The following is a 24,224-nucleotide window of genomic DNA, read 5'->3' on the forward strand; positions in this document are numbered from 1 at the left end:
CATGGAAGGAGACGCGGATGAAACGACTTCGTTATCTGATGACGACGCTGATGGCAGTCGTGGTGTGTACCGTCGCCGCGTTGCCCGCGGCGCACGCGGACGACACGATCACACTGAAGATGGCTCACCAGTGGCCCGACGATCCGAACGACTACGTCGTGCAGACGGGCAAGAAGTTCGCGCAGGAAGTGACGCAGCGCTCGGGCGGCAAGATTCATATCGACATCTTTCCCGCCGAATCGCTGGTGAAGGCGCTGAACATGCATACGGCCTTGCGCAGTGGGAGCGTCGATCTGGCGATCTATCCGTACATCTATGCAGCGGGCGCGATCCCGCAGATGAACCTGATCCTGTTGCCGGGTCTCTGGAAGACGCCCGACGACGTCTACCGCTTCCGCACGTCGGCGCCGTGGCGCGAGCTCGAAGCGAAGATGGAAGCATACGGCTTCAAGACCTTGTGCTGGATACAGATATCGGGCGGCATGGCATCGAAGGGAAAACCCGTCAATGTGCCCACCGATCTCGCGAAAACGAAGGTGCGCGGCGCCGGCAAGATGATGGAAGCGGCGCTGCAGAGCGGGGACGCGAGTACGGTATCGATGGCTTCGTCGGAGACGTATAACGCGATGCAACTGGGGTTGCTGGACGGCCTGTGGACGTCGTCGGGCACGTTCGGCTCGTACCGTCTCTATGAGGTGGCCAAATACTACGATTCGCCCGAGCAATACAGCATCTATTACACGATCGAGCCGATCGCGATCAGCATGAAGACATGGAACAAGCTGACGCCCGCGCAGCGGAAGATCATGACGGACGTGGGGCAGAGCCTCGAACAGAGCGCTTTTGAAGGCGCGAAAGCGGACGACCGCCGGGTCGCGCAACTCTTTGCCAGCCATGGCGTGCAGATCCACAAGATGACGCTCGACGAATGGACGCAATGGCAGAAGCTGTTCCAGCAGGTCAGCTTCCCGAAGTTCCGCAATGAAGTGCCTGACGGCGCGCGGCTGCTCGATCAGAGCATCGCGCTTTACAAGTAGGAGGCCGGCATGCGAGGGCCGCTCGATTGTTTCGTCCATCTGCTCGACGTCTTTTGCAAGGGCGTCGCGCTGTCGGCCGGTGTCGCCGTGATCGCGACGGTCGCGGTGATTTCGTATGGCGTGGTGGCGCGCGAGGTGTTGCACCTGTCGGACGTCTGGGTGACGGAAGTCACGACGTATCTGATGGCGTATATGACCTTCGTCGGCACGGCGGCGCTCGCATGGCAGTCGCGTCATCTGAAGATCGACGTGCTCGGACATCATCTCGGCGAAGGCGGCAAGCGTGTGCTGGCGGCCTTCTCGACCATCGTGATGTCGGCCGTCGCCGTCGTGATCGCGGTGCTGGCGGCACAGTTCTGGTGGGATGCGTACACGAGCGGCGAGCGCTCGTGGGGCATGTTCTCGCTGCCGCTGTGGATTCCGTATCTGTGCCTCGTTGCCGGCACGTTGCTGCTGACGCTCGTGCAACTGGTGCGGCTCGCGACGATCGTCTTCGCGCGCCGCGAATTGACTCATGATCTGTCCGTCGACGAACTCGTGCTCGGGAGAGACAAGTGACCCAGCTATTCATCGGCGCCGGCATGTTCGGCGGGCTGCTCGCGGTGTTGTCGTTCGGCGTGCCGATCGCGTTCGCGCTGTTGTTCGTCGCGCTGGTATCGCTGTTCGTCACGGGCGGCGGCTGGGATGCGCTGAACCTGATTCCGAGCACGTACTGGGGATCGGTGGCGACGTTCACACTGACTTCCGTGCCGATGTTCATGTTCATGGGTGCGATCGTGTCGGCGTCGGGTATGGGCGCGCGGCTCTATAGCGCGCTCGCGACGATCCTTGACGGCGTGCCGGGCGGTCTCGCCGTCGCGACGACACTGGCGTGCGGCGTAATGGCGGCCGTCTCGGGATCGAGTGTCGCGACGGCGGCGGCGATCGGCGGGTTCGCCGTCTCCGAGATGCGGCGGCACGGCCTGCCTGCGTCACAGGCATGCGGTTCGGTGGCGGCGGGCGGAACGCTCGGCATTCTGTTGCCGCCGAGCATTCCACTCATCGTCTACAGCGTGATCGCCGAGCAATCGATCGGCCGCCTGTTCGTCGCGACGCTGGTGCCGGGCGCGATCATGGCGACGGCATTCGGCCTCTATCAGATGGCGCTCGCGCTGCGCCGCAAGTCGCGCGGCGAACGCCGCACGCGCCCGCTCGCGCCGCTCAGCGCGCGCATCGTCGCGCTGAAGGACATCGGGCCGTTCGCGCTGCTGATCCTGATCATTCTCGGCTCGCTGTATTGCGGGCTCGCCACGCCGCAGGAAGCGGCGTCACTCGGCATCATCGCGAGCCTGATCCTGGCGGGTGTCGTCTACCGCGAGCTGAACTGGCGGAAGTTTCACGAGATCCTCATCAACGCGGCGCAAAGCAGCGTGATGATTCTTGCCGTGATCTCATCGGCGATCGTGTTCGGCTATGTGATGACGACGAGCCAGGTGGCCGCCTCGTTGACGCAGACGGTTGCGGGTGCGCATGTCGAGCCGTGGGTGCTGTTCATCAGCATCAACCTGCTGCTGATCTTTCTTGGCTGCTTCATGGAGACCATCGCGATCATCGTCGTGACGATGCCCGTGCTCGTTTCTGTGGTGCAGGCGTATCACTGGAATCTGATCTGGTTCGGCGTCGTCGTCGTGATCAACATGGAGATGGCGCTGATTCATCCGCCCGTCGGGCTCAATCTCTTTGTCGTGCAGAGCGTCGCGCCAGACGTGCCGCTGCGGCGCATCGTGCTGGGGACGCTGCCCTATGTGTTCATCATGGCGGGCGTGCTCGCGCTGATCGGTATATTTCCGCAACTGACCATGCTGATTTTAGGGGCGAGGTGAGAGAGCGGGTGCCCTTTTCCTCAGGCGCGAACCGAGTGTGAGACCGTACAGCAGCGCGGGGGGGCCCTCGGTGCAGCCGTGTGCGTGTCTGACTAACTTGGCGCGGCGTTGTCACGTTGACTCGTCCACGACACAATACTGCAGAAGGCATGTGTTTGCTCAGACAGGTGACGGATTTTGGGCGAGCTCGGTGAAACGATGCCATGCGGCAAGTGGCGGGCTCACCACATGGCTTTGTTTGCGTAAAAGCATGATTATCTCAAACGTAACGCTACGGGCCGGCGTGCAAGGCAGCAGTTCAGGGGACAACCCGATTCATTACGTCAGTCGTGTTGGCCGAGCGGGCGAGAGGGAAATATTCTGGAATGCAGAAAATCGCGGAATCAAGCTGCGTCTGCCGTGAACGCGAGACGTCACGGCGACAGCATACGCTATATTCGTCGCCGTTGAGTTGGAGGGCCTCGTCCGAAACACGCGTACACGGCGCTCGAAAAATAAAAATCGCGACAGAGTCACCAGATGCGCCCAAACTGCGCGACATGGCTGTCGCTTTCGCGACGGGCAAATCAGGAGAAACATGTTGGCGAAGAGCACGATGCGCGGTAATCGCGAGGTTAAAAAGCCCAAACAACCCCAAAAGGTGATCTCTCCTGCGGCAGTCGTGTCCTCGGCGATTGCGCCGAAGACCGCCGCGGGCAGCGCACCGGCCAAGAAGAAATAGCAGGCACTCCGGGGCACGGATCCGTGTCCTTTTCTGCTCCACGCTTTCCGGGTGTTCGGCCGGAAACTGCGTCTACAGGCTGGGCAGGTGCTCCTGTCCCTCATTCATTGCCGCATCGGTCTGATCGAAGCTCATCCGACGTTTAATGTGCCGCTAAACGGCAGCTACCGGTTTGCGCATGGGCGCGTTATCGCGGACCGTGCCCGCAGAAGCTGTACGCCTGCTTTTTCGTCCTGACGGTTCCTCGCGCGTCCATCCGCACCCGTGAATCAAGCCACACCCCGGAGGCTTGCATGCATGCGACACGCGTGGTGCGGCCTCCCGAAGGAAGATCCGATCATGTCTCAACTCGATGAACTGCCCAGCGAAACAACGATAGCGAACGATGTGCGCGCCACTAACATGACACGCCACAGCGACCAGTCCACCCCGCCGAACTCACCGACATCGCAGGAAGTGCTCCTGTGAAAGCGATCCTTCGATATGTCGCGGGACATCGCTCGCCGTCGCCGCCATGGACTGACATCGCGCCGGTGCGCGAAGAGCTGTTCGGCGTCGAACGGCTCGAGCAACACGCGCAGAGCCTCGCCGCCGCGCAGCCGGTAACGAAGACACCACCTGCCGTTTTATCGCTGCACACGAGACTGAACGATAATGCCGCAGTCCTGCTCGCGGCCTACCGTGCGAGCGCCGAAGAACTGGAAAGCGGCCGGGGCGTGGTGCCCGCCGCGGAATGGCTGCTTGACAACTATCACCTCGTCGAGGAGCAGATTCGCGAGATTCGCGACGATCTGCCGCCCGGCTACTACCGTCAGTTGCCCAAGCTTGCCGCTGGCCCGTTCGCCGGTTATCCGCGCGTATTTGGTCTCGCGTGGGCGTTCGTTGCGCATACCGACAGTCACTTCGACCCGCAGATCCTGCGGCGTTTCATCAGAGCGTATCAGCGGGTTCAGCCGCTGACGATCGGCGAATTGTGGGCCGTGGCGATCACGTTGCGTATCGTGCTGATCGAGAACCTGCGACGCCTGACGGACCAGATCACCGCAGGCCGCAGCGCACGCGCCGACGCCGATGCGCTCACCGACCGTCTGCTCGAATCGGGCAGCGCGCGCTCGGCGCTCGAAGCGGACATTTCCACGCGCTCCTCAGGCCTGTTGTCGGAGCTGTTCGCTGCACAACTCGCGAAACGGCTGCGCGACCAGGATCCACGCACCACGCCCGCACTTGGCTGGCTGGAAGAGCGGCTCAGGCTCCAGGGCGCCAGCGTCGAGGAAGTGGTGCAGCACGCACAGCAGCGGCAGGGCGCGTCGAATGTCACCGTGCGCAATGTGATTACCAGCATGCGGCTGATTTCCGACATCGACTGGGCGGAACTGTTCGAGAGCGTGAGTCTCGTCGACGCACGGTTGCGTGCAAGCAGCGCCTTTGCTGCGATGGATTTTCCGACCCGCAATCTGTACCGCAGCGCGATTGAGCAACTGGCGCGCGGCTCGCGCTTTACCGAACTCGAAGTCGCCGATCTCGCGCTGCGCTCGGCACAAGCGGCGGTCGCGGAAACGGGCGATGCCGCGCACGCGGAGCGTGCCGGTGACCCCGGCTACCACCTGATCGCCGAGGGCCGCCCTGCGCTCGAACAGGCGATCGGGTTCCGTCCGCCGTCACGTGTGCGGATCACGCGATTCAACGTCCGCCTCGGCATCGGCGGCTACGTGGGCGAGATCCTGACGCTCGCCACGACCTTGCTGACGCTGGCGTTGTGGATGCTCTGGTCGGTGGCGCCGCGAGGTCTCGATGCCAGTGTGTTCGTGCTGTTTGCCGTATGCGGATTCCTGCCCGTCACTGAGATCGCGACCGCCCTTGTCAACCGTGCGGTGACATGGAGTTTCGGCGCGATTACGTTGCCGGGTCTCGAACTGACTGCTGGCGTGCCGTCGTCGTTGCGCACGCTGGTTGCCGTGCCGACGCTCCTGACAAGCGTTGCCGATCTGCGCGAGCAGGTCGAACGTCTTGAGGTCCATCACCTCGCGGGCGCCGGCGGCGACCTGTCCTTCGCGTTGCTGGCGGACGGGCTCGATGCGGACCAGGAAGTGCTGGCTGGAGATGCGCATCTGCTCGCCGTGGCCGCCGACGCCATCGAAGCACTTAACCGCCGTTACGAGCCAGGCCCCGGGGGCAACCGTTTCCTGCTGCTACACCGCTGCCGCGTGTTCAACGCGAGCGAGAACAAATGGATGGGCTGGGAACGCAAGCGGGGCAAGCTGCATGAACTCAACCGCCTGCTGCGCGGCGCGACTGATACGACCTTCGTGTCGATCGCCGGACGCGCGCCGCAGGTGCCGTCCGACGTGCGCTACGTCATCACACTCGACGCCGATACGCGTCTGCCACGAGACGCCGTGTTGCGGCTGATCGGCAAGATGGCGCATCCGCTGAACCGGCCGACATTCAGCGACGCCGGACAACGCGTCGTCAACGGATACGCGATTCTGCAGCCGCGCGTCACGCCTTCGCTGCCCGTCGGCCAGGAAGGATCGCTGCATCAGCGCGTCTTCTCCGGCCCTGGGGGGATGGACCCGTATGCGGCGGCCGTGTCCGATGTCTATCAGGACCTGTTCGGCGAAGGGTCGTATACCGGCAAGGGCATCTACGACGTCGATGCGTTTGAAGCGGCTTTACATGGACGCGTACCGGAAAACGCGCTGCTCAGTCACGATCTGTTCGAAGGGATTTTTGCGCGCGCCGGGCTGGCGTCGGATGTCGAAGTGGTCGAAGAAGTGCCGTCGCGTTACGACGTGATTGGCAAGCGGCAGCATCGCTGGACGCGTGGCGACTGGCAATTGCTGCCGTGGATCGTCGGCCATCGTGGCCGGGACCGACACGCGATCCCGTCGATCGGCCGCTTCAAGATGCTCGACAATTTGCGCCGTTCGCTGCTCGCACCCTTCATGATCGCCGCGCTCGGCCTATGCTGGCTGATGCCAATCCGCGCCGGTATTGCGGGCGCGTTGTTGATGCTAGGCTCGTTCGCGATTCCCGCCTTCCTGCCGACGCTATTCGCGATCCTGCCGCGCCGCAGCGGCATCCATCTGCGCAATCATCTGGACGTGCTGGCCGCCGACGTGCGGCTCGCCGCCTTGCAAACAGTTCTGTCAGCCGCGTTCCTCGCTGACCAGGCGTGGCGCATGGGCGATGCGATCGTCCGGACGCTGATACGGCTGTTCGTGACGCATCGCCGGCTGCTCGAATGGACGACGGCGGCGCAGTCGAAGGGCAGCCCTCGCCTCGACCTGCGCGGCTTTTATCGGCAGATGGCAGGCGGTGTCGCGCTTGGCCTTGTGCTGCCGGCTGGTGCGATCGGGTTCACACCGTCGCACTGGCCGCTCGTGCTGCCGTTTGCGTTGTTATGGCTCGCCGCGCCGGCGCTCGCGCTGTGGTCGAGCCGTTCGCCGACCGTCGCGCGGCGTTTCGCGATGGCGGACCTGGACGCGCGCAGCCTTCGCCTCATCGCGCGACGCACGTGGCGTTTCTTCGAGACCTTCGTTACGCCAGCAGAAAACATGCTGCCGCCCGACAACTTCCAGGAAGATCCGAAGCCGGTCGTCGCGCACCGCACCTCGCCGACCAACCTTGGGCTCTATCTGCTGTCGGCGATTGCCGCGCGCGATTTTGGCTGGGCGGGGACGACGGAAACCGTCGAACGGCTCGAAGCGGCGTTCGCTTCGATGCACAAGCTCACGCGCTTCAAGGGGCATTTCTATAACTGGTACGGGACGCTCGATCTCCAGGTGCTGGCACCGGCGTATGTTTCGTCGGTCGATAGCGGCAATCTGGCCGGTCATCTGATCGTCGTCGCCAACGCGTGCGAAGAGTGGCCGCATGAATTGCTCGCGCCGACTGCGCGGCCCGGAACGATGGACAACCTGCAACTCGCGCGTGAAGCCATCGACGCGCTGCCCGCCGCAGGCGGTGAACGCGGCAGGCAGCTGGTTGCGATCCTCGAAGAGATCAGCACGCAGTTGCACGGCCCGCAGACGCTCGAAGCGCTGTCGCCGTTGCTCACGCGGCTGACGGAAAAGGCCGCGAAGGCGACGCGTGAACTCGTGCCCGCCGGCAGCGACGACAGTTCTGCCGACCTGATGTTCTGGATCGACGCGCTGAGCAAAAGCGTCGTCGAGCATGCCCGCGACCGGCAACAACTCGCCGAGGCACCGGATCTACTGCAGGCACGCTTGAAGTCGCTCGCCGATACGTCGCGCGCGATGGCGCTCGACATGGACTTCGCGTTCCTGCTCGATCCGGAACGCAAGCTGCTTTCGATCGGCTATTCGCAGTCCGACAACAGCCTCGACCTGAATTGCTACGACCTGCTGGCGTCCGAAGCGCGCCTCGCGAGCCTGTTCGCCATCGCGAAAGGTGACGTGACGACGCGCCACTGGTTCCGTCTCGGTCGCGCCGCGACGCCGGTCGGCAACGGCTCGGCGCTGATCTCGTGGTCCGGGTCGATGTTCGAATACCTGATGCCGTCGCTGGTGATGCGTGCGCCGGTCGGCAGCCTGCTCGAGCAGACGAGCCGTCTGGTGGTGGAGCGGCAAGCCGCGTATGGGCGTTCGCTCGGCATTCCGTGGGGCATTTCGGAATCGGCGTACAACGCGCGCGACATCGAATTCACCTACCAGTATTCGAATTTCGGCGTGCCCGGTCTCGGCCTCAAGCGGGGGCTTTCAGAGAACCGCGTGATCGCGCCGTATGCAACGGGGCTAGCGGCGATGGTCGACCCACAAGCCGCGCGGGAGAACTACGCACAACTCGCCGCGCTGGGCGCGTTGGGTCGGTATGGTTTCTACGAAGCACTCGATTTCACCCGCTCGCGGCTGCCGGACAACGAGGATGTTGCGATCGTGCGAAATTTCATGGCGCATCATCAGGGCATGACGATCGTGTCGATCGCGAACACGTTACTCGACGCGCAGATGCGTGCACGTTTCCATCGCGAACCCATGATCCAGGCGAGCGAACTGTTGTTGCAGGAACGTATGCCGCGCAATGTCGCCGTTGCGCATCCCCGTGCCGAAGAAGTGAACACGTCAGCCGCCGTCGCCGGCGTCGTGCCGCCGACTGTACGGCGCCTCGCTGCGTCGGCTGTGGCCGGCGCTGCGCCGGTGACACACCTGTTGTCGAATGGACGCTACGCGGTCATGCTGACTGCGACCGGCGCCGGTTACAGCCGTTGGCGCGACATGGCCGTGACGCGCTGGCGCGAAGACGCAACCCGCGACGACTGGGGCTCCTTCATCTTCCTGCGCGATACGCAGAGCGGCAACGTGTGGTCGGCAGGCGCACAGCCGGCAGGCAGCGAAGCCGAGTACGAAGAGGTTGTGTTCGGCGAGGACCATGCGGAATTCATCCGCCGCGACGGCTCGTTGACAACGACGATGGACGTGCTGGTTTCCGGTGAAGCAGACGGCGAAGTGCGCCGCGTGTCGTTGGCGAACAGCGGACGGCGCGCACGCGAGATTGAACTGACTTCTTACGCCGAAATCGTGCTCGCGACACCCGCCGCCGACAACGCGCATCCGGCCTTCTCGCGGATGTTTGTCCAGACCGAGCATCTCGCCGAATTCGGCGCGCTGGTGGCCACGCGCCGTCCGCGTTCGCACGATGAAAAACAGGTGTGGGCTGCGCATTTCGCAGTTGTCGACGGCGAGATCGTCGCCGATCCGCAATACGAATCGGATCGCGCGCGCTTTCTGGGGCGCGGGCGCAACGCCGGCACGGCGGCGGCGATCTACGACGATCAGCCGCTGACCAACACCGCCGGGACCGTACTCGATCCGGTCTTTGCGCTCAGGTATCGCGTGCTGGTGCCGCCAGGCAAGGTCGCACGCGTGACGTTCTGGACAGTGGTGGCCGAGTCGCGAGCGCTGTTACTCGATCTGGTCGACAAACACCATGACCGCAACGCGTTCGATCGCGCCAAAACGCTCGCCTGGACGCAGGCCCAGGTGCAGTTGCGCCATCTCGATGTCGAAGCTGAAGAGGCGGCGGATTTTCAGCGCCTCGCCGCGCCCGTCATTTACGCCGACGCGCGTTTCAGAGCGCCGTCGGACACGATCATTCGCGGGGCCGGGGCGCAGTCGGGACTCTGGCCGCACGCGATTTCCGGCGATCTGCCGATCGTGCTGCTGCGTATCGACGACGTCGAAGACATCGCACAGGTTCGGCAGTTATTGAGGGCACACGAGTACTGGCGCATGAAGCGGCTGGGCGTCGATCTCGTCATCATCAACGAACGGGCTTCGTCGTATATCCAGGAATTGCAGGGCGCGATCGAAACAGCCGTGCGCAGCAGCCAGGCGCGGCCGAGTTTCGGCGAAGAGCTCGCGCAAGGGGCGGTCTTTACGCTGCGCGCCGATTTGATGAGCGTGGAGGCGCGTGCGCTGCTGCAATCGGTGGCGCGCGTCGCACTGATCGCGCGCCGTGGTTCAATCGCCGACCAGCTCGCCCGGTTGCCGCAGTCGCAGGGCCAGCTGTCACCGCTGCGCCGGCAGAAGCCGCCGATGTCGTCGCCATGGCCCGCGGCGCCTCATCCGCCTCGCGCGCTTTCTTCGGTGCCATCGAGGCTCGAGTTTTTCAACGGTCTGGGCGGCTTCGATAAAGACGGGCGGGAATACGTGACCGTTCTCGCGGCGGGTGCGACGACGCCCGCGCCGTGGATCAATGTGATCGCGAACTCCGGCTTCGGCTTTCAGGTCGCTACCGACGGCAGCGGCTACACGTGGGCCGAAAACAGCCGCGAGAATCAACTCACGCCGTGGTCGAACGATCCGGTGGAAGACCCAACTGGCGAAGCCATCTATGTGCGCGACGAAGTCACTGGCGATGTGTGGGGCGCCACCGCGCTGCCGATCCGCGACGGCGAGACGTATGTCGCGCGTCACGGGCATGGCTACAGCCGCTTCGAACACGAGGCGAATGGCATCGCGCTCGACTTGCTGCAATACGTGCCGCTCGCCGACCCATTAAAGATTTCCCGGCTGACGTTGCGCAATCTGTCCGGTATGCGGCGCCGTCTGTCCGTGACGACGTGGATGGAATGGGTGCTAGGCACATCGCGCGGCGCATCGGGACCATTCATCGTGACGGAAATCGACGCCGCTACCGGCGCGATGCTGGCGCGCAATCCATGGAGCGTCGGGTTCGCGGGGCGCGTCGCGTTCGCCGACCTCGGCGGCCGGCAGACGGCATGGACGGCAGATCGCACCGAATTCCTCGGCCGCAACGGCGGCACTGCCGCACCCGCCGCGCTGACCGGCAACGCGCCGCTGTCCGGCACGACCGGCGCGGGCCTCGATCCATGCGTGGCGTTGCAGGGCGTCATCGAGCTGGGCGTGGACGAGATCGTCGAGGTGGTGTCGTTCGTCGGCCAATGCGCGTCTGTCGAAGAGGTGCGAGCATTGATCGAGCGCTATCGCAAAGCCGATCTCGACGCTGTCCTCGCCGAAGTGACGAGCCAGTGGCAGAACGTGCTCGGTACCGTCCAGGTGAAAACTCCCGACCGCGCGATGGACCTGATGCTAAACGGCTGGCTGCTGTATCAGACTCTCGCGTGCCGTACCTGGGCGCGCTCGGCGTTCTATCAGGCGAGCGGTGCATACGGGTTCCGTGACCAGTTGCAGGACGGCATGGCGCTGACCCATGCGCAGCCGGACGAGACACGGCGGCATTTGCTGCGCACCGCGGCGCGGCAGTTTGTCGAAGGCGATTTCCAGCATTGGTGGTTACCCCAGTCGGGGCAAGGCGTGCGCACGAGGATTTCCGATGACCGAGTGTGGCTCGCGTTCGCGACGGCGACGTACATCGGCTGCGCGGGCGACTTCGCGATTCTCGACGAGATCGTGCCGTTCCTCGATGGACCGCCACTGCGGCCCGGCGAGCACGATGCGTTCTTCCAGCCGATGGTCGCAGATGAATCAGCGTCGCTGTTCGAACATTGCGCACGCGGCCTGGATCAGTGCATCGAACTGACCGGCGAGCATGGCTTGCCTCTGATCGGCACGGGCGACTGGAACGACGGAATGAACCGCGTCGGTGCGGACGGCAAGGGCGAAAGCGTCTGGCTCGGCTGGCTGCTGCTGCGGACCATCGCGTTGTTCGCCCCGCTGGCTGAACCGCGCGACAGTCAGCGCGCTGTGCGCTGGCGCGCTCATGCAGCGTCGGTACGCGAGGCGCTGGAGCGCGAGGCGTGGGACGGTGAATGGTATCGCCGCGCGACTTTCGACGACGGCACGTGGCTTGGCTCGAAAGACAGTGACGAGTGTCAAATCGACTCGATCGCACAGTCGTGGGCTGTGCTGTCAGGGGTGGCAGATCCAGGGCGCGCGGCGCTGGCGATGACGTCGCTGGAAAAGCACCTTATCCGTCGCAACGACGGGCTTGCTTTGCTGTTCACGCCGCCGTTCGATAAAACGTCGCACGATCCCGGCTATATCAAGGGCTATCCGCCGGGTCTGCGTGAAAACGGCGGGCAGTATAGCCACGCGGCGATGTGGGCGATCCTCGCGTTGACAAAAATGGGTGATGGCAACAAGGCCGCCGCGCTGTTTTCACTGCTTAATCCGGTCAATCATACGCGCACACCGATGGAAGTCGACCGCTACAAGGTCGAGCCCTATGTCGTTGCTGCCGATGTTTATTCCGTGGCGCCGCACGCCGGGCGGGGTGGCTGGAGCTGGTACACGGGATCCGCTGGATGGATGTACCGGGCGGGTGTCGAGGGCATTCTTGGGATTTGTCGCGAGGGGGATTTTCTGGTGGTCGATCCTTGTATTCCGGACACGTGGCCGGGGTTTGAAGCAATAGTGACGATGCATTCGACGCGGTATGAGGTACGCGTCGAATCCACTGGCGAGGGCGGTGTGATGCGTGCGGTGCTCGACGGCGCGAGTCTCGAATGTGGGGATGGACGGGTGCGCGTGCCGCTTGATGCCGGGTCGCATAAGCTCCTGATTTCGCTTTGCTTCGGCGTGAGTGAAGACGTGAACTCGGGCGTGCAGGTCGCCTGACGAATCACCCATCGGTCTTCGAGAGTAAAACAGGAGACGAATAATGGTAGTAGGAGGCAAATCTGATCGGAGCAAACGATGTTGGCATGGCACTACACCACGGGACGAAAATTTCAGCACATCACCTCAAGCGGGATGCTAATCCCAGGCGGCATCGGGGTCGAGCTCACCGGGACGCCTGTGCTGTGGTTTTCGCGAAATCAGCATTGGGAGCAAACGGCGGGCGACGAGTGCCATGAGGCTGGGCAACCGCTGCGCCGCCTGACGATGCATGAAACTTACGTGGCGAGCGGTGGACTCGTTCGGTATGGATGCGATGTTAAACGCCTCTACGCCGGCGAAGTGCTGCGGCGAAAAGCAAGGATGACCCACGAGGTCTGGGCGGCCTTGTATGCCGCGGGAAAGCTACAGCAGGCGTATCCCGCCGCGTGGTGCGGCTCGGTCGACTCAATTCCGATTGATGGCCTGGTAGTGCATATCTTGAGCGAATCCTTCAAATGGCAGCGCTTCGAAGCATGCTAGCGGATTGTCGGTCATTGAATGATTAGGCTTTCTGGATAACGACCTTGACGTCTGCGATGCGATAAGGGACTGCTTGCGACGGGGACGTTTTGGCGATCGACAAGACCGCTCGATTTTCTCCAAAGCCGACGTTCGCGGCAAAAAGATATGTCGGTATGCGAACGGCCGCTTCGGCCGATGTTGCAAAATTCACTTTCGCCGATGGAACGGCCGCTTACTGAGCGGAGTCGCCGTTTGAATGTCCGGGCAATCGAGTAAGCGAATGACGCCTCATGGCCGAGCCCAGTCCCACGGCGTACTTCGGAAATCACCCCCCGCTTGCGACCTACAGCGACCAGAGGCCCTACCCTTGAAGCGATTGGGCGGCTATCGGCCTATCATAGGCAACCGCCCCCTAGCCACCCTGCGCAGGCGGAAGAGCCGAGCGCCGATCCACGATCTTTCGCCGGAAAAGACGCGGTCTGAATTCTGCTCGCAGGATATTTCGCGAAAGGACTTTGATCATGGATGACATCTCTCCGCAAGCCTTCATAGATGCAGTAAGCGGATATCAGAAGACCGCTGCGGTGAAAGCCGCAGTAGCGCTCGATCTGTTCACCGCGATCGAAAATGAAAATGGCGAGCTCTCGCGCATAACGAGCCGCGTGCAGGCCTCCGAGCGCGGTGTGCGCATGCTTTGCGATTACCTGACTGTGCACGGGTTTCTGCAGAAAGAGACGGGATGCTATCGATTGACACCCTCGACTTCCGCGTTCCTTACGACTTCCTCTCCGGCCTGGATGGGAAGCATCGTCGATTTTCTTGCGGCCCCTGAAGTGATGGCACTGTGGCTGGACGATCCCGTTGCGTTCGTTCGCAACGGCGGATCCGTAGGGCTGGGCAACATGGCCCCAGACCACCCCGTCTGGGTGAAATTCGCGCGCGCGATGGTGCCTTTTGTCGCACCAACCGCACAGAACATAGCTCAACAAGTGGGCACATGGCCAAAGGCACCGAAGCGCGTGCTCGATATTGCCGCGGGGCACGGGGTATTCGGAATCGCGATCGCCAAGGCCGTCCCCGGCGCAGAAGTCGTGGCGACCGACTGGCAAGCGGTACTGGAGGTCGCGAAGGAAAATGCTGCGGCGGCCGGTGTGAGCGCGCGCCATCACACGATCGCGGGCAGCGCATTTGAAGTCGAATGGGGAACGAATTTCGATCTCGTGCTGATCACGAATTTCCTGCACCACTTCGATCGGCCAACCTGCGTAGAACTGCTCTCGAAGGTACGCAGGAGCCTCAGCCCCGGAGGGCGAGTACTCGCGGTGGATTTCGTTCCTAATGAGGATCGCGTGTCGCCACCGTTCGCCGCTGCGTTCTCCTTCGTGATGCTTGCGTCTACACCACGAGGTGATGCGTACACTGTGCGCGAGTTCGAGGAGATAGGCAGCGAAGCAGGGTTTTCAAAGGTAAGCGTAGCGCCGCTGCCCCCTTCGCCGGAAAGTCTCATCACATTCGAGTAGCACGCCGCCTGGCTCTGCACGACGCCCAGGCGGCGCTGTCTGTGCCGCCGCTCACGGCGGCTTGCGGGGCAACCATGTTTTCAACTGGGTGCTGCTGACCACCTGCTGCGTGTTATGACCGGCAGTACCCGACCCAAAGCGGTAGTTCGCAATGAGCCGATCAAATGACGGCTTTCGTGTGAGAAGCGGACACATTCGCCAGAGACGATCTCGATCGGACGCTCGCTACGCACGATTTCAACGTCCGTTCGGCCGCGAAGTTGTTATCGATTCTGGATTCAGTGCGCGGTTACCCGCCGACCTGATGCACGCCGAAGCCGCGCCGCTGCCTGCCAGCGGGCCGCAAACCGCCAGCCTGTTCCAGGGCTGGCGTTACTCATCCCCACGGATCAGGGTTGGCGTTTGCCGCGGCCACCAGCGGGTTTGCCAGCCGGCTTACGTGAACCCGCAGCTGGCTTGCTGGCGGGTTTGCTGCGTGGCTTTTGCACGCTGAATGGGTTACCGCTGGACAAGCTTGTGCCTTTGCCCGCGGCCACAGCGCGCTGCGCCGCAGGCTTGCGTTTGTTTTCGCCACTTTGCGGGCGCGGTTTATTGCTGAGCACCTGCATGGCGCCCGGCGCAGCTTGCGGCACTTTCGGCTTCTTAGGCTTTTTGGGTTTCTTGATGATCTGGCCCGTCGCGCTAGTTTGCGGCACGCGGTGTTCGGCTTCAAAACCCGGCTCTTCTTCACGGGGCAGCGTTTGCCGGATCAGCGCTTCAATCGCGGCCAGTTGCGGCGCTTCATCGGCACACACAAGGGACACCGCCACGCCGCTGGCGCCCGCGCGGCCGGTACGGCCAATACGGTGCACATAGTCTTGCGCCACGATCGGCAGATCAACGTTGATCACCAGCGGCAGGTCGTCGATATCCAGCCCGCGCGCAGCCACATCGGTGGCAACCAGCATATGTACTTCGCCCGTCTTGAAGCGCTCCAGCGCACGCAGGCGCGCGGGTTGCGGTTTGTCGCCGCGGATGGTGTCGACCGCATAGCCCGCTTCATCCAGCATGGCCGCTAGGTAATCCGCGCCATTGCGGGTTTTGACGAACACCAGCGCGTGCTGCCAGTTGTTCTCAGCCACAAGGTGCATGAAGAGGTCAGGCTTGTTCTTTTTATCCACCGGCACCACCCACTGCTTGATCTTGCTGGCCGTGGCATTGGGCGGGCTGACGCTGATATTGACCGGGCCGCGCAGAATGCCCGCCGCCATGGCGCGGATATCATCGGTAAACGTGGCAGAGAACAGCAGGGTCTGGCGCTGAACGGGCAAGGCAGCAAAGACGGCGTTGAGTTCGCGCGCAAAGCCCAGATCCAGCATGCGGTCGGCTTCATCCAACACCAGCGTTTGTACTTGATCAAACTGCACTGCGTTCTGGCGATTGAGATCTAGCAAACGGCCCGGCGTGGCAACGAGCACATCCACGCCTTTGCGCAACTTCATCATCTGCGGGTTGATACTCACACCGCCGTAGGCGGCCAGAAATCGTAAGTCGAGGCCTTTGCCGTAATCGATAAAGCTTTGCAGCACTTGTTCGGCCAGTTCACGCGTGGGCACCAGCACCAGAACACGCGCGCGGTTGCTGGACACCGCCGGGCCGTGTTGCACCAGCCGTTGCGACAGCGGCAGCGCAAAACCCGCCGTTTTGCCAGTGCCAGTCTGTGCCGCAGCCATGACGTCCTTGCCACTGAGCACAGCAGGAATCGCCTTGGCCTGCACCGGCGTAGGTGTCTGGTAATTGAGGTCCTGCACATTACGCAGCAAGGGATCGATCAGGCCAAGCGAGGCAAAAGACATTGGCGTATTCCGGACTAAAGCCGCAATTCTAGCGGTTACCGCCTGATTGCGCCGCGCAGATCAATGGTCAAAAAGATCGACGTTGATCGCCACTGAAAAACGTAGCGGTGCCCGGTGCCGCGCCGGCAAGCTGTGCTACGAGACACCGATGAGCAGCACTGCCGCCAGCGCCAGCCCCAATTGCATCAACAGTAAACGCGCCAGTGGCCGCGCAACCAGCCACGCGCGCACCTGCATTGCCACCAGCTGCCCGAAATAAGGCCAGAGTCCTGCCAAGCCATCCATGATCGGATCTGTCGCGGTAACGAAAATCAGGAAAAGTCGAGACGGCACGAATAGGAATGCTTATTTCGCAAGATCGTAGAACTGCTAGGCGACTGAACTATGCCGACCACCGTCACTCTTCATCTGCCCGAGCAGGACCACCGCGCCATCAAACGCATCATCAGACTGATGATGGGGTTCAAGGATTTCCGCTGCGCGCGCATCATCCTGTCCGGCATCGAAATCGCACACATGATCCGCAAAGAGCTGATGCAGAACGACGGCGCCACAAACACCGCAGCGGAGCAATTCTATTCGCTGCCCGTTGCCGACATTCGGCAGGTAGGCAGCGTGAGTTTGCTTTCCAGGTACTACGGTCACTGGAGGAGCCCGTGACCGATCCGCCTAGCGGAGCGCGTTAATACAACGCCGTACAGGTCAGCGCGAAGTCGACGGAAAGCGCGGAATTTGCACGATGAAGCTCGTTCCGCTTTCCGAGGATTCGACCTGAATGGCGCCGTTATGCGCGAGTTCGGCCTAACAGGCACAGCGAATGCTTCACCTGCATCGTGTCGTCGCCAACTGTGGAGTCATCGCGGAAAAGCACGCCGGATGGCGACTCCTGCCACCCGTCCGGATCGGCCAGGAAGATGGCGAGCGTTTTCATAGCTCAAAGGCTTACGATAGAAAACCTGGTACATCGCTCCCATTGCCAGGGCGGAACCAGGGGTCGAACACGCAGAACGGTCCCGCGGCTCATTTCGATGAGCACTCCGCGAGGGGAGGACACATGAACGTAATGAATGGAAGGATCAGACGAAACGATCCGAAGCGTGTTGTAATGTTCAGGCAGGCCGAGCTTGCGCATTCGGGTGCAGGTAGCCCGGATGCAGACATCATGGCCGCACCGCCTGCGCGGGGCAGACGCCTTGCGCTTTGGGTTGCGTCGGCAAGCGCATTGGCTGTCGGGGTCATGGGTATCGTCGCGGATGGCGACCGGTTCGACTATGATCAGGCGCTCGGGATCATCGGACCCACGTCGCCAGCGCAACACACGTCTTGGTCCGGTCATGTCGCGCTACCATCGTCACCTCCCGCTCGCGGAACCGCGGTTGCCAGTGCTGAGCTCGCCCCGCCTGTGCCTTCCGCTCCGTCCGATCATCGCGCTGGACCTACTCCGGATTCTGCTGCGCCGCAGTCGGTTACACGGGGGCCTGGTCAAGCAAGCTATGCCGCTACACAGAATCGCCGCCATTCGGCGCCGCACGTGAGAGCAATCGCGCGGCATGCGCCCGAGATCACCCGACCCACATCGCCAACGCAACAAGCGTCTTCGTCCGGTCATGTCGCGAGATCATCGTCACCTGCTGCCCGGGGAGCGGCAATTGACAGTGCTGAGCTTGCGCCGCCCGTGTCTTCCGCTTCGTTCGATCACCGCGGTGCACCTTCTCCGAATTCTGCTTCACTGTAACTGGCTGAAGGACAGCCTGCCGGCGGTCACGGCGGAGGCGGTTCGGGCGCGGGCGGTTCAGGCGCGGGCGGTTCGGGCGCGGGCGGTTCAGGCGCAGGCGGTTCGGGTGCAGGCGGTTCGGGTGCAGGCGGTGCAGGCGCAGGCGGTTCGGGCGCGGGCGGTTCGGGTGCAGGCGGTTCGGGCGCAGGCGGGAACGGCGGGAATGGCGGGAACGGCGGGGGCGGCTCAAGGTAATCGGCCGCCTTGTTTTCAGCCGCCCTTTCGTGCAAGAGACGAAGGTCATGGCGGCTACCAGACGGGTAATCACAATTTGTATGGAACATGAAGCGTGAGATCCCTTGCGTATGTCCATCTCTCTAGCGGAAGCTCCGATGGCTGTATGCAGCCCCGCCCAGTTCGGGGCAACACTGAGAGGCGAATGTCAGCTGCCGAAGCGCATCGGCCATATGAGCGTCCATTTGCTCAGGTAGAGGAATGACGGGAACTGGCCGCACTGAGCCTAATGACGACCGGCTCAGGTCGACCCCATTGCCGCCGTTCGATCCGACGCCGCCTCGGCGGCAACTCTCAATGTACAACGGTCATTCGCTGGGTGTGCGTTGAGTTTCGACGGTTGCGCGCGCGTCCAGCTGGCCATTGGAACCGTGGTCGAAGATCGCTACGTTGGCAATCGCTCGCCGAGCGTAGCTGTCTCACAGTTGATATGAAGCGAGGGGCACACCTATGGGAGTTTCTTCTCGAACATTTCTCGTCGCGCGTGACGACTAGTTGTTGCAGTAGCATCTAGCGAAGCTCAACGCGCTTAGTATGCAGTCGTCCAGTGGGACGGGAGGCGCAGTCGCATGGAAAGCATCGAGACTGTCGTGATCGGCGCAGGCCAAGCCGGCCTTGCCCTGAGCTGGCATCTGAGCCAGCGCCGCTGCGAACACCTGGTGCTTGAGCGAGCGCGCATCGCCGAGCGCTGGCACTCGCAGCGCTGGGACTCGCTCTACTTCCAGTTCCCGAATTGGAGCATCGAGCTGCCGGGCCATCCACCGTACGCAGGTGGTCCGCCCGACGCCTTCGCGCACCGCAGCGAGGTTTGGGGATTTCTCGAAAGCTACGCGGCAGCTATTCGCGCGCCGGTACGTTGCAACACGGAGGTGACGGCGCTGCGTCGAGACGGTGCTTGGCCGGCGAGATTCCGGCTCGTCACGCCGCAGGGCGAGCTGCGGGCGCGCAGCGTGGTCGTAGCCACGGGCCCATATCAACGTGGGCGCGTCCCGCTTCTGCAACGAGGCATGCCCCCCGAGGTCATGCAGATCCACGCCTGCGACTATCGCAATCCGGACCTGCTACCCGAAGGCGCCGTGCTCGTGATCGGCTCGGGCGCGTCGGGATGCCAGATCGCAGACGAACTGATCGAGGCTAGACGGCGCACCTACCTCAGTGTTGGCCGGCATCAACGTACACCGCGGCGCTATCGGGGCCGCGATGCATTCTGGTGGCGTCGCGAGCTTGGCTTGCTCGACCAGACCGCTACCGAGCTGCCCCCGGAACGCCGCATGCCACCACCGTTGGTGACCGGGGTGCACGGCGGTTACGACGTCGACCTGCGCCAGTCCGCCGCGCGTGGCCTGTCACTTCTCGGGCATCTCCAGGACATCAGTGATGGCCGGTTGCATTTCGGTGACGACCTGGAGACCATTCTGCGCGGCGGCGATCGAAGCCTGGAAGAGTTCGCGGCGAGGATCGACGCGCATGTCGCGCGAGCAGGCGGCCTCGACGTCGAGCCAGCCCCCGACAGGCCCTGTGTCCCTGCCCGCACGATGGCTCATTCGCCAGCGCAGCTCGATGCACGCGCGGATCGAATTGGCAGCGTGATCTGGGCCACCGGCTACAGCTTCGACTTCGGTTGGATCGAGCTGCCCGAGGTGTTCGACGCGGCCGGCGCGCCAATCCACAACCGCGGCATCGCCGAAATGCCGGGGCTGTACTTCCTTGGCCTACCATGGCTGCATAAACGCAAATCGAGTTTCCTCGTCGGAGTCGGGGAGGACGCGGCACATATCGCCGCGGCCATCGCTGACGAGGCGAGCTAACGATGGCCGCGTGATGCCTCAGAGGCGGCGGCGGAAAGCGCCGCCCCTTATCGAGTGGGGGACGAACTTAGAGTGGCCATGCCCCGCGTCCTTGCCTCAGCGACAAAAGGTTAGCGGCCCGGGGCACTAGTTCTATCACCCGAGGGTTTTGCCAGCGCTTACCTCTCGCCAGGTCGCTACGATCGAGTCGGCGGATCGATCGATATCGGCTTCGGTCGTCGCCCACGAAATGACAGAGAAACGCATCACGAGGCGGTCGTGCCAAGTGGCTTCAGCAACGTAGCAGATGCCCGCTGCCTGTACGCTTTCAATGACTGCCCTCGTTAGCTGATCCCTACGCTCAGGCGGCTGTCCGGTGCCGAACTGCACAACAAACTGATTCAGTTCCACTCGATTGAGGATTTCCACGCCGGGTTCCGATCCAAGTCGCTCCGCCATACGCCGGGCCAAAAGACAGTGCTGCTCGATCATCGCCGCAATGCCGCTTCGGCCGAATAACCGGATCAGCGCCCACGTTGCGAAGCCGCGCGCTCGTCGGGACAGCTCGGGCACGTAGTGAAACGGCTCCCGGCATCCTCCGCCACCGGGAGGCAGGTAGCTCGCTTCGAATCCCATCGCCTCCCGATGGGCTTGCTCGTCCCGGACGATCGCATAACCACTGTCGAAAGGCGTTTGCAACCACTTGTGACCGTCGACCGCCCATGAGTCCGCTTGCTCGATGCCGGCGGTCAACCGGAACAACGCAGGGCTCGCTCGCGCCCACAAACCGAAGGCGCCATCGACGTGCAGCCAGCCACCGCGGCGATGCGCGACGTCAGCGATCTCATTGAACGGATCGAACGCGCCCGTGTTGATCTGACCGGCTTGCGCGATCACGATCAGCGGCCCATCGCAAGAAGCCACTGCGCTCGACAGCGCGCCTACCTGCATGCGTCCTACATCATCGGTGGGAATACGAATGACGCGGTCGTGACCGAGTCCAAGATAGCGCAAGACGGCAAAGATAGCGGCATGAGCATCGTTTCCGATGCATACGCTGATAGCAGGCGCGCCGAACAGGCCGCCCGCATCGACATTCCAGCCGACCTGCCGCAACACCCGGCTTCTCGCTGCGGCAAGGCATACGAAGCTTGCCATCGTCGCGCCGGTCGTGAAACCGATCGAGCAGTCGGCGGGCAACGACAGCAGGTCGAGCAGCCATTGCGCAGCGATTTGCTCGGCCACCGCATTGGCGGGAGACCCGTGGTAGCTGCCGCCGTTTTGCCCCCACATGCTTGTCAGCCAGTCGGCGGCGACACCGACCGGATGAGAGCCGCCCATCACCTTGGCAAAGAATCGTGGTCCCGCCGCGCCCATGAGACCAGCGTCCGCGCCATGTGCGAGTTGTTGGATAACATAGGGGGCCGCCATGCCATCTTCAGGAGTTGGAACGTACAGCGCCGCCCACAATTCCTCGAAGCTGGCAGTCGCGGTGGGATTTCGTTTTCTGCGGGAATCGTGAAAAGCCAACGCCAAGAGGTACGCTTGCTCAAGTGCGGCGCGATACTTGTCTGACATGACCGCCCCCAAGAAATGAAGTTCTTTATTTATAGACGTTGTGGAGCATGTTCTTCAGGCGATTCTTGCCCGGGCGAACGGATGATACTTGTCCCATAGAAGCGCCAATTCGTGACTGCGCGATACCGGACATTGCCGATCCGCCGCAACCGGGCATGAGTGGCGGTTTTGGTCGACGACGCGCCGGACATGATCGGCGCGCGAAGGTCCGTTAGCTGGGCGGAGCCGACGTTCGAACGTCCGTGTGAAAGCGTGGGCGAACGCCCGCTGATGGCCGGTCACTGCCTGTCGTCGGTCGTCGGCACGCGACCTGAGCGGTCGGTCAGGATCCTCGACAACGGACATTCACATGCGTTAGTGATTTACTTCCCTAAGCACGTCTATGAACGCCCGCAGACCGGCAGGCACGTGGCGATGCCCAGGATAGTACAGGCAGAGCCCCGGGATGAACGGGCACCAATCTTCCAGCACGGTAACCAGCCGGCCGTCGTCCAGCCAGTCGCGGGCCGTGGACTCCGGTACATACGCGAGGCCCAAACCTTCGGACGCGGCCTCAACCATCAGACCGTTGTGATCCAGCGTGAGCACGCCGGGAACATCGATCGCCACTTCCTGCCCGTGCTTGCGGAACTCCCAGCGGTAGCGCTTGCCGCTCGGCAGCCGTTGGCGAATGCAGTCATGGCTACGAAGGTCGTCGGGCGCGATGGGCGGTGTTCGTCCCGCGAGATACGAAGGCGCTGCAACGACTACGAAGCGAAGATCATCGCTGATGCGCACCACCACCATGTCGCGCGGGATCGACTCGCCAAGCCGTACTCCGGCATCGAAACCTTGCTCGACGATATCGACGAGCCGTCCCTCCGCGACCAGATCGAGCGCCATGCCGGGAAAGCGCTTCAGAAACCGCGGCACCACCGTTTTCAACAGCACCCGCGCCGCACTCTCATTGGCGTTGATCCTGAGCGTGCCGCTCGGATTGCCGCGCGCATCGGCGACGGCATCCAGTGCCTCGTCAAGATCGCGGAGCACGGGCGCAAGCCGCGCGAGCAATGCTTCGCCGGCTTCTGTCGGCGCTACGCTACGCGTCGTGCGATTGAGCAGGCGCACGCCCAATTCGCGCTCCAATGCGAGCATGGCGTGACTTAGCGAGGAGCGCGAAACGCCCAGTGCATCGGCGGCACGGCGGAAACTCCGATGCGCTGCGACAGTGGAAAACGCGGTGAGATCGGCAAGTGTCGGCTTGGTCATTGGTGGCGAATTTTCACGGGGTCATACGCACTATAGAGACTTCTCTGACCAATGACGGGTAGCTAGACTGGTAATCAGGCAATGCCATTCCATCCACTTTATGGAGAGACACACCATGATGAAGACCTGGTTTATCACCGGCACGTCGTCAGGCCTCGGCCGACTACTCGCCGAGCGCCTGCTGCAACGCGGCGATCGGGTCGTCGCGACGCTGCGGCGCGAGGGGGCGCTTGATGAGCTGAAAAAACAGCACGACGACCGGTTGCATGTGCTGACACTCGATGTCACCGACATCCGCGCGGTGCACTCGAAAATCGCTGCCGCATTCGAAGCGATGGGGCGTATCGACGTGGTCGTGAACAACGCGGGCTACGGGTTATTCGGCGCGGCCGAGGAAGTGACTGATGAACAGATAGTCAGGCAGATCGCCACCAATCTCACTGGATCGATTCAGGTCATCCGTGCCGCGCTGCCTCACCTGCGCCGCCAGGGCGGCGGCCGGATCGTCCAGGTCTCGTCCGAAGGTGGACAGATCGCTTACCCGAATTTCAGCCTCTATCACGCTACGAAATGGGGCATCGAAGGTTTCGTCGAGTCAGTGGCAAAGGAGGTGGGGCCATTCGGCATCGACTTCGTGATCGTGGAGCCGGGGCCGACGAGCACGCAGTTCGCTGCCGGTCTCGATCACGCGGTGCCGATGCCCGAGTACGACGATACCCCGGCGGGCGACGTCAGGCGGGCGATCGCGTCCAACAGTTTTGCAATTCGGGGCGATGCCGGCAAGACGGTCACCGCAATGATCGTCGCGGCGGACTCGGCACATCCGCCGTTACGCCTGACGCTTGGCGGCGGTGCCTACGACTCGATCAGGGCTGCGTTGGCTGAGCGCCTGAGGGTGCTCGAAGCACAGAAGGATATCGCGTTTTCAGTCGACTCGATAAGCGAAGCGGACCGGCACAGAGGGGCGCGGTGACGCAATAGCTGCATGATGGCCGTCGCAAACCGACCGAGGCTGTGTGGAAACACCTAGAGAATTTCAATGCACGTGGTTCCGACTTCGCG

The 24,224-nt window shown here is 62.8% G+C and carries 15 protein-coding genes and 1 pseudogene; 11 read left to right on the forward strand and 5 right to left on the reverse strand.

Translation table 11 applies throughout. The features are described from left to right. The first annotated feature begins 17 nt into the window (after positions 1 to 17). The 8 genes from dctP to WN982_RS08355 all read left to right on the forward strand — a co-directional run bounded on the left by dctP (position 18) and on the right by WN982_RS08355 (position 14,706). Complete coding sequence (dctP, locus tag WN982_RS08320; RefSeq protein ID WP_341315247.1) at positions 18 to 1,037, forward strand: TRAP transporter substrate-binding protein DctP; 1,020 nt, start codon at positions 18 to 20, stop codon at positions 1,035 to 1,037. A 9-nt stretch (positions 1,038 to 1,046) separates the two neighbouring features. After that, entirely contained in the window at positions 1,047 to 1,595 is a 549-nt protein-coding gene (locus WN982_RS08325) for a TRAP transporter small permease (RefSeq protein WP_341315248.1), read from the forward strand. Next, entirely contained in the window at positions 1,592 to 2,899 is a 1,308-nt protein-coding gene (locus WN982_RS08330; RefSeq protein ID WP_341315249.1) for a TRAP transporter large permease, read from the forward strand. The genes WN982_RS08325 and WN982_RS08330 overlap by 4 nt, the downstream gene beginning before the upstream one ends. 577 nt (positions 2,900 to 3,476) lie before the next feature. Beyond that, positions 3,477 to 3,620 (forward strand): hypothetical protein, encoded by a 144-nt coding sequence (locus WN982_RS08335; protein ID WP_341315250.1) that lies wholly within the window; start codon positions 3,477 to 3,479, stop codon positions 3,618 to 3,620. Between the two features lie 339 nt (positions 3,621 to 3,959). Continuing rightward, complete coding sequence (locus WN982_RS08340) at positions 3,960 to 4,088, forward strand: hypothetical protein (protein ID WP_341315251.1); 129 nt, start codon at positions 3,960 to 3,962, stop codon at positions 4,086 to 4,088. Further along, a complete protein-coding gene (locus tag WN982_RS08345; protein WP_341315252.1) occupies positions 4,085 to 12,682 on the forward strand; it encodes a glucoamylase family protein in 8,598 nt (2,865 codons plus the stop codon). Before WN982_RS08340 ends, WN982_RS08345 begins: the two co-directional genes overlap by 4 nt. 78 nt (positions 12,683 to 12,760) lie before the next feature. Next, positions 12,761 to 13,204, forward strand: a complete 444-nt coding sequence (locus WN982_RS08350; RefSeq protein ID WP_341315253.1) for a hypothetical protein — start codon at positions 12,761 to 12,763, stop codon at positions 13,202 to 13,204. Positions 13,205 to 13,707: 503 nt separating this feature from the next. After that, on the forward strand, positions 13,708 to 14,706 hold the full coding sequence (locus WN982_RS08355; protein WP_341315254.1) for a class I SAM-dependent methyltransferase: 999 nt from the start codon (positions 13,708 to 13,710) through the stop codon (positions 14,704 to 14,706). A 389-nt stretch (positions 14,707 to 15,095) separates the two neighbouring features. On the opposite strand, the gene WN982_RS08360 is transcribed toward WN982_RS08355, so the two are convergent. Next, entirely contained in the window at positions 15,096 to 16,541 is a 1,446-nt protein-coding gene (locus tag WN982_RS08360; protein ID WP_341315255.1) for a DEAD/DEAH box helicase, read from the reverse strand. Between the two features lie 135 nt (positions 16,542 to 16,676). Further along, positions 16,677 to 16,826 (reverse strand): hypothetical protein, encoded by a 150-nt coding sequence (locus WN982_RS08365; protein ID WP_168792753.1) that lies wholly within the window; start codon positions 16,824 to 16,826, stop codon positions 16,677 to 16,679. 120 nt (positions 16,827 to 16,946) lie between these two features. Between WN982_RS08365 and WN982_RS08370 the strand changes: the two are divergent. Then, positions 16,947 to 17,126, forward strand: a pseudogene (locus WN982_RS08370) (DDE-type integrase/transposase/recombinase); the annotation flags it as partial. 199 nt (positions 17,127 to 17,325) lie between these two features. Here the strand turns inward: WN982_RS08370 and WN982_RS08375 are convergent. Beyond that, on the reverse strand, positions 17,326 to 17,472 hold the full coding sequence (locus tag WN982_RS08375; protein WP_341315256.1) for a hypothetical protein: 147 nt from the start codon (positions 17,470 to 17,472) through the stop codon (positions 17,326 to 17,328). A gap of 1,646 nt (positions 17,473 to 19,118) precedes the next feature. Here WN982_RS08375 and WN982_RS08380 point away from each other — a divergent pair. Next, positions 19,119 to 20,357 (forward strand): NAD(P)-binding domain-containing protein, encoded by a 1,239-nt coding sequence (locus tag WN982_RS08380; protein ID WP_341315257.1) that lies wholly within the window; start codon positions 19,119 to 19,121, stop codon positions 20,355 to 20,357. Between the two features lie 135 nt (positions 20,358 to 20,492). On the opposite strand, the gene WN982_RS08385 is transcribed toward WN982_RS08380, so the two are convergent. Continuing rightward, positions 20,493 to 21,767, reverse strand: coding sequence for an aspartate aminotransferase family protein (locus WN982_RS08385; RefSeq protein ID WP_341315258.1), 1,275 nt, complete (start codon positions 21,765 to 21,767; stop codon positions 20,493 to 20,495). A 501-nt stretch (positions 21,768 to 22,268) separates the two neighbouring features. Continuing rightward, complete coding sequence (locus WN982_RS08390; RefSeq protein WP_341315259.1) at positions 22,269 to 23,162, reverse strand: LysR family transcriptional regulator; 894 nt, start codon at positions 23,160 to 23,162, stop codon at positions 22,269 to 22,271. Positions 23,163 to 23,277: 115 nt separating this feature from the next. Between WN982_RS08390 and WN982_RS08395 the strand changes: the two genes are divergently transcribed. After that, a complete protein-coding gene (locus tag WN982_RS08395; protein ID WP_341315260.1) occupies positions 23,278 to 24,135 on the forward strand; it encodes an SDR family oxidoreductase in 858 nt (285 codons plus the stop codon). The last annotated feature ends 89 nt before the right edge of the window (positions 24,136 to 24,224 follow it).

The sequence above is a fragment of the Paraburkholderia sp. IMGN_8 genome, from assembly GCF_038050405.1.
Taxonomy (GTDB): domain Bacteria; phylum Pseudomonadota; class Gammaproteobacteria; order Burkholderiales; family Burkholderiaceae; genus Paraburkholderia.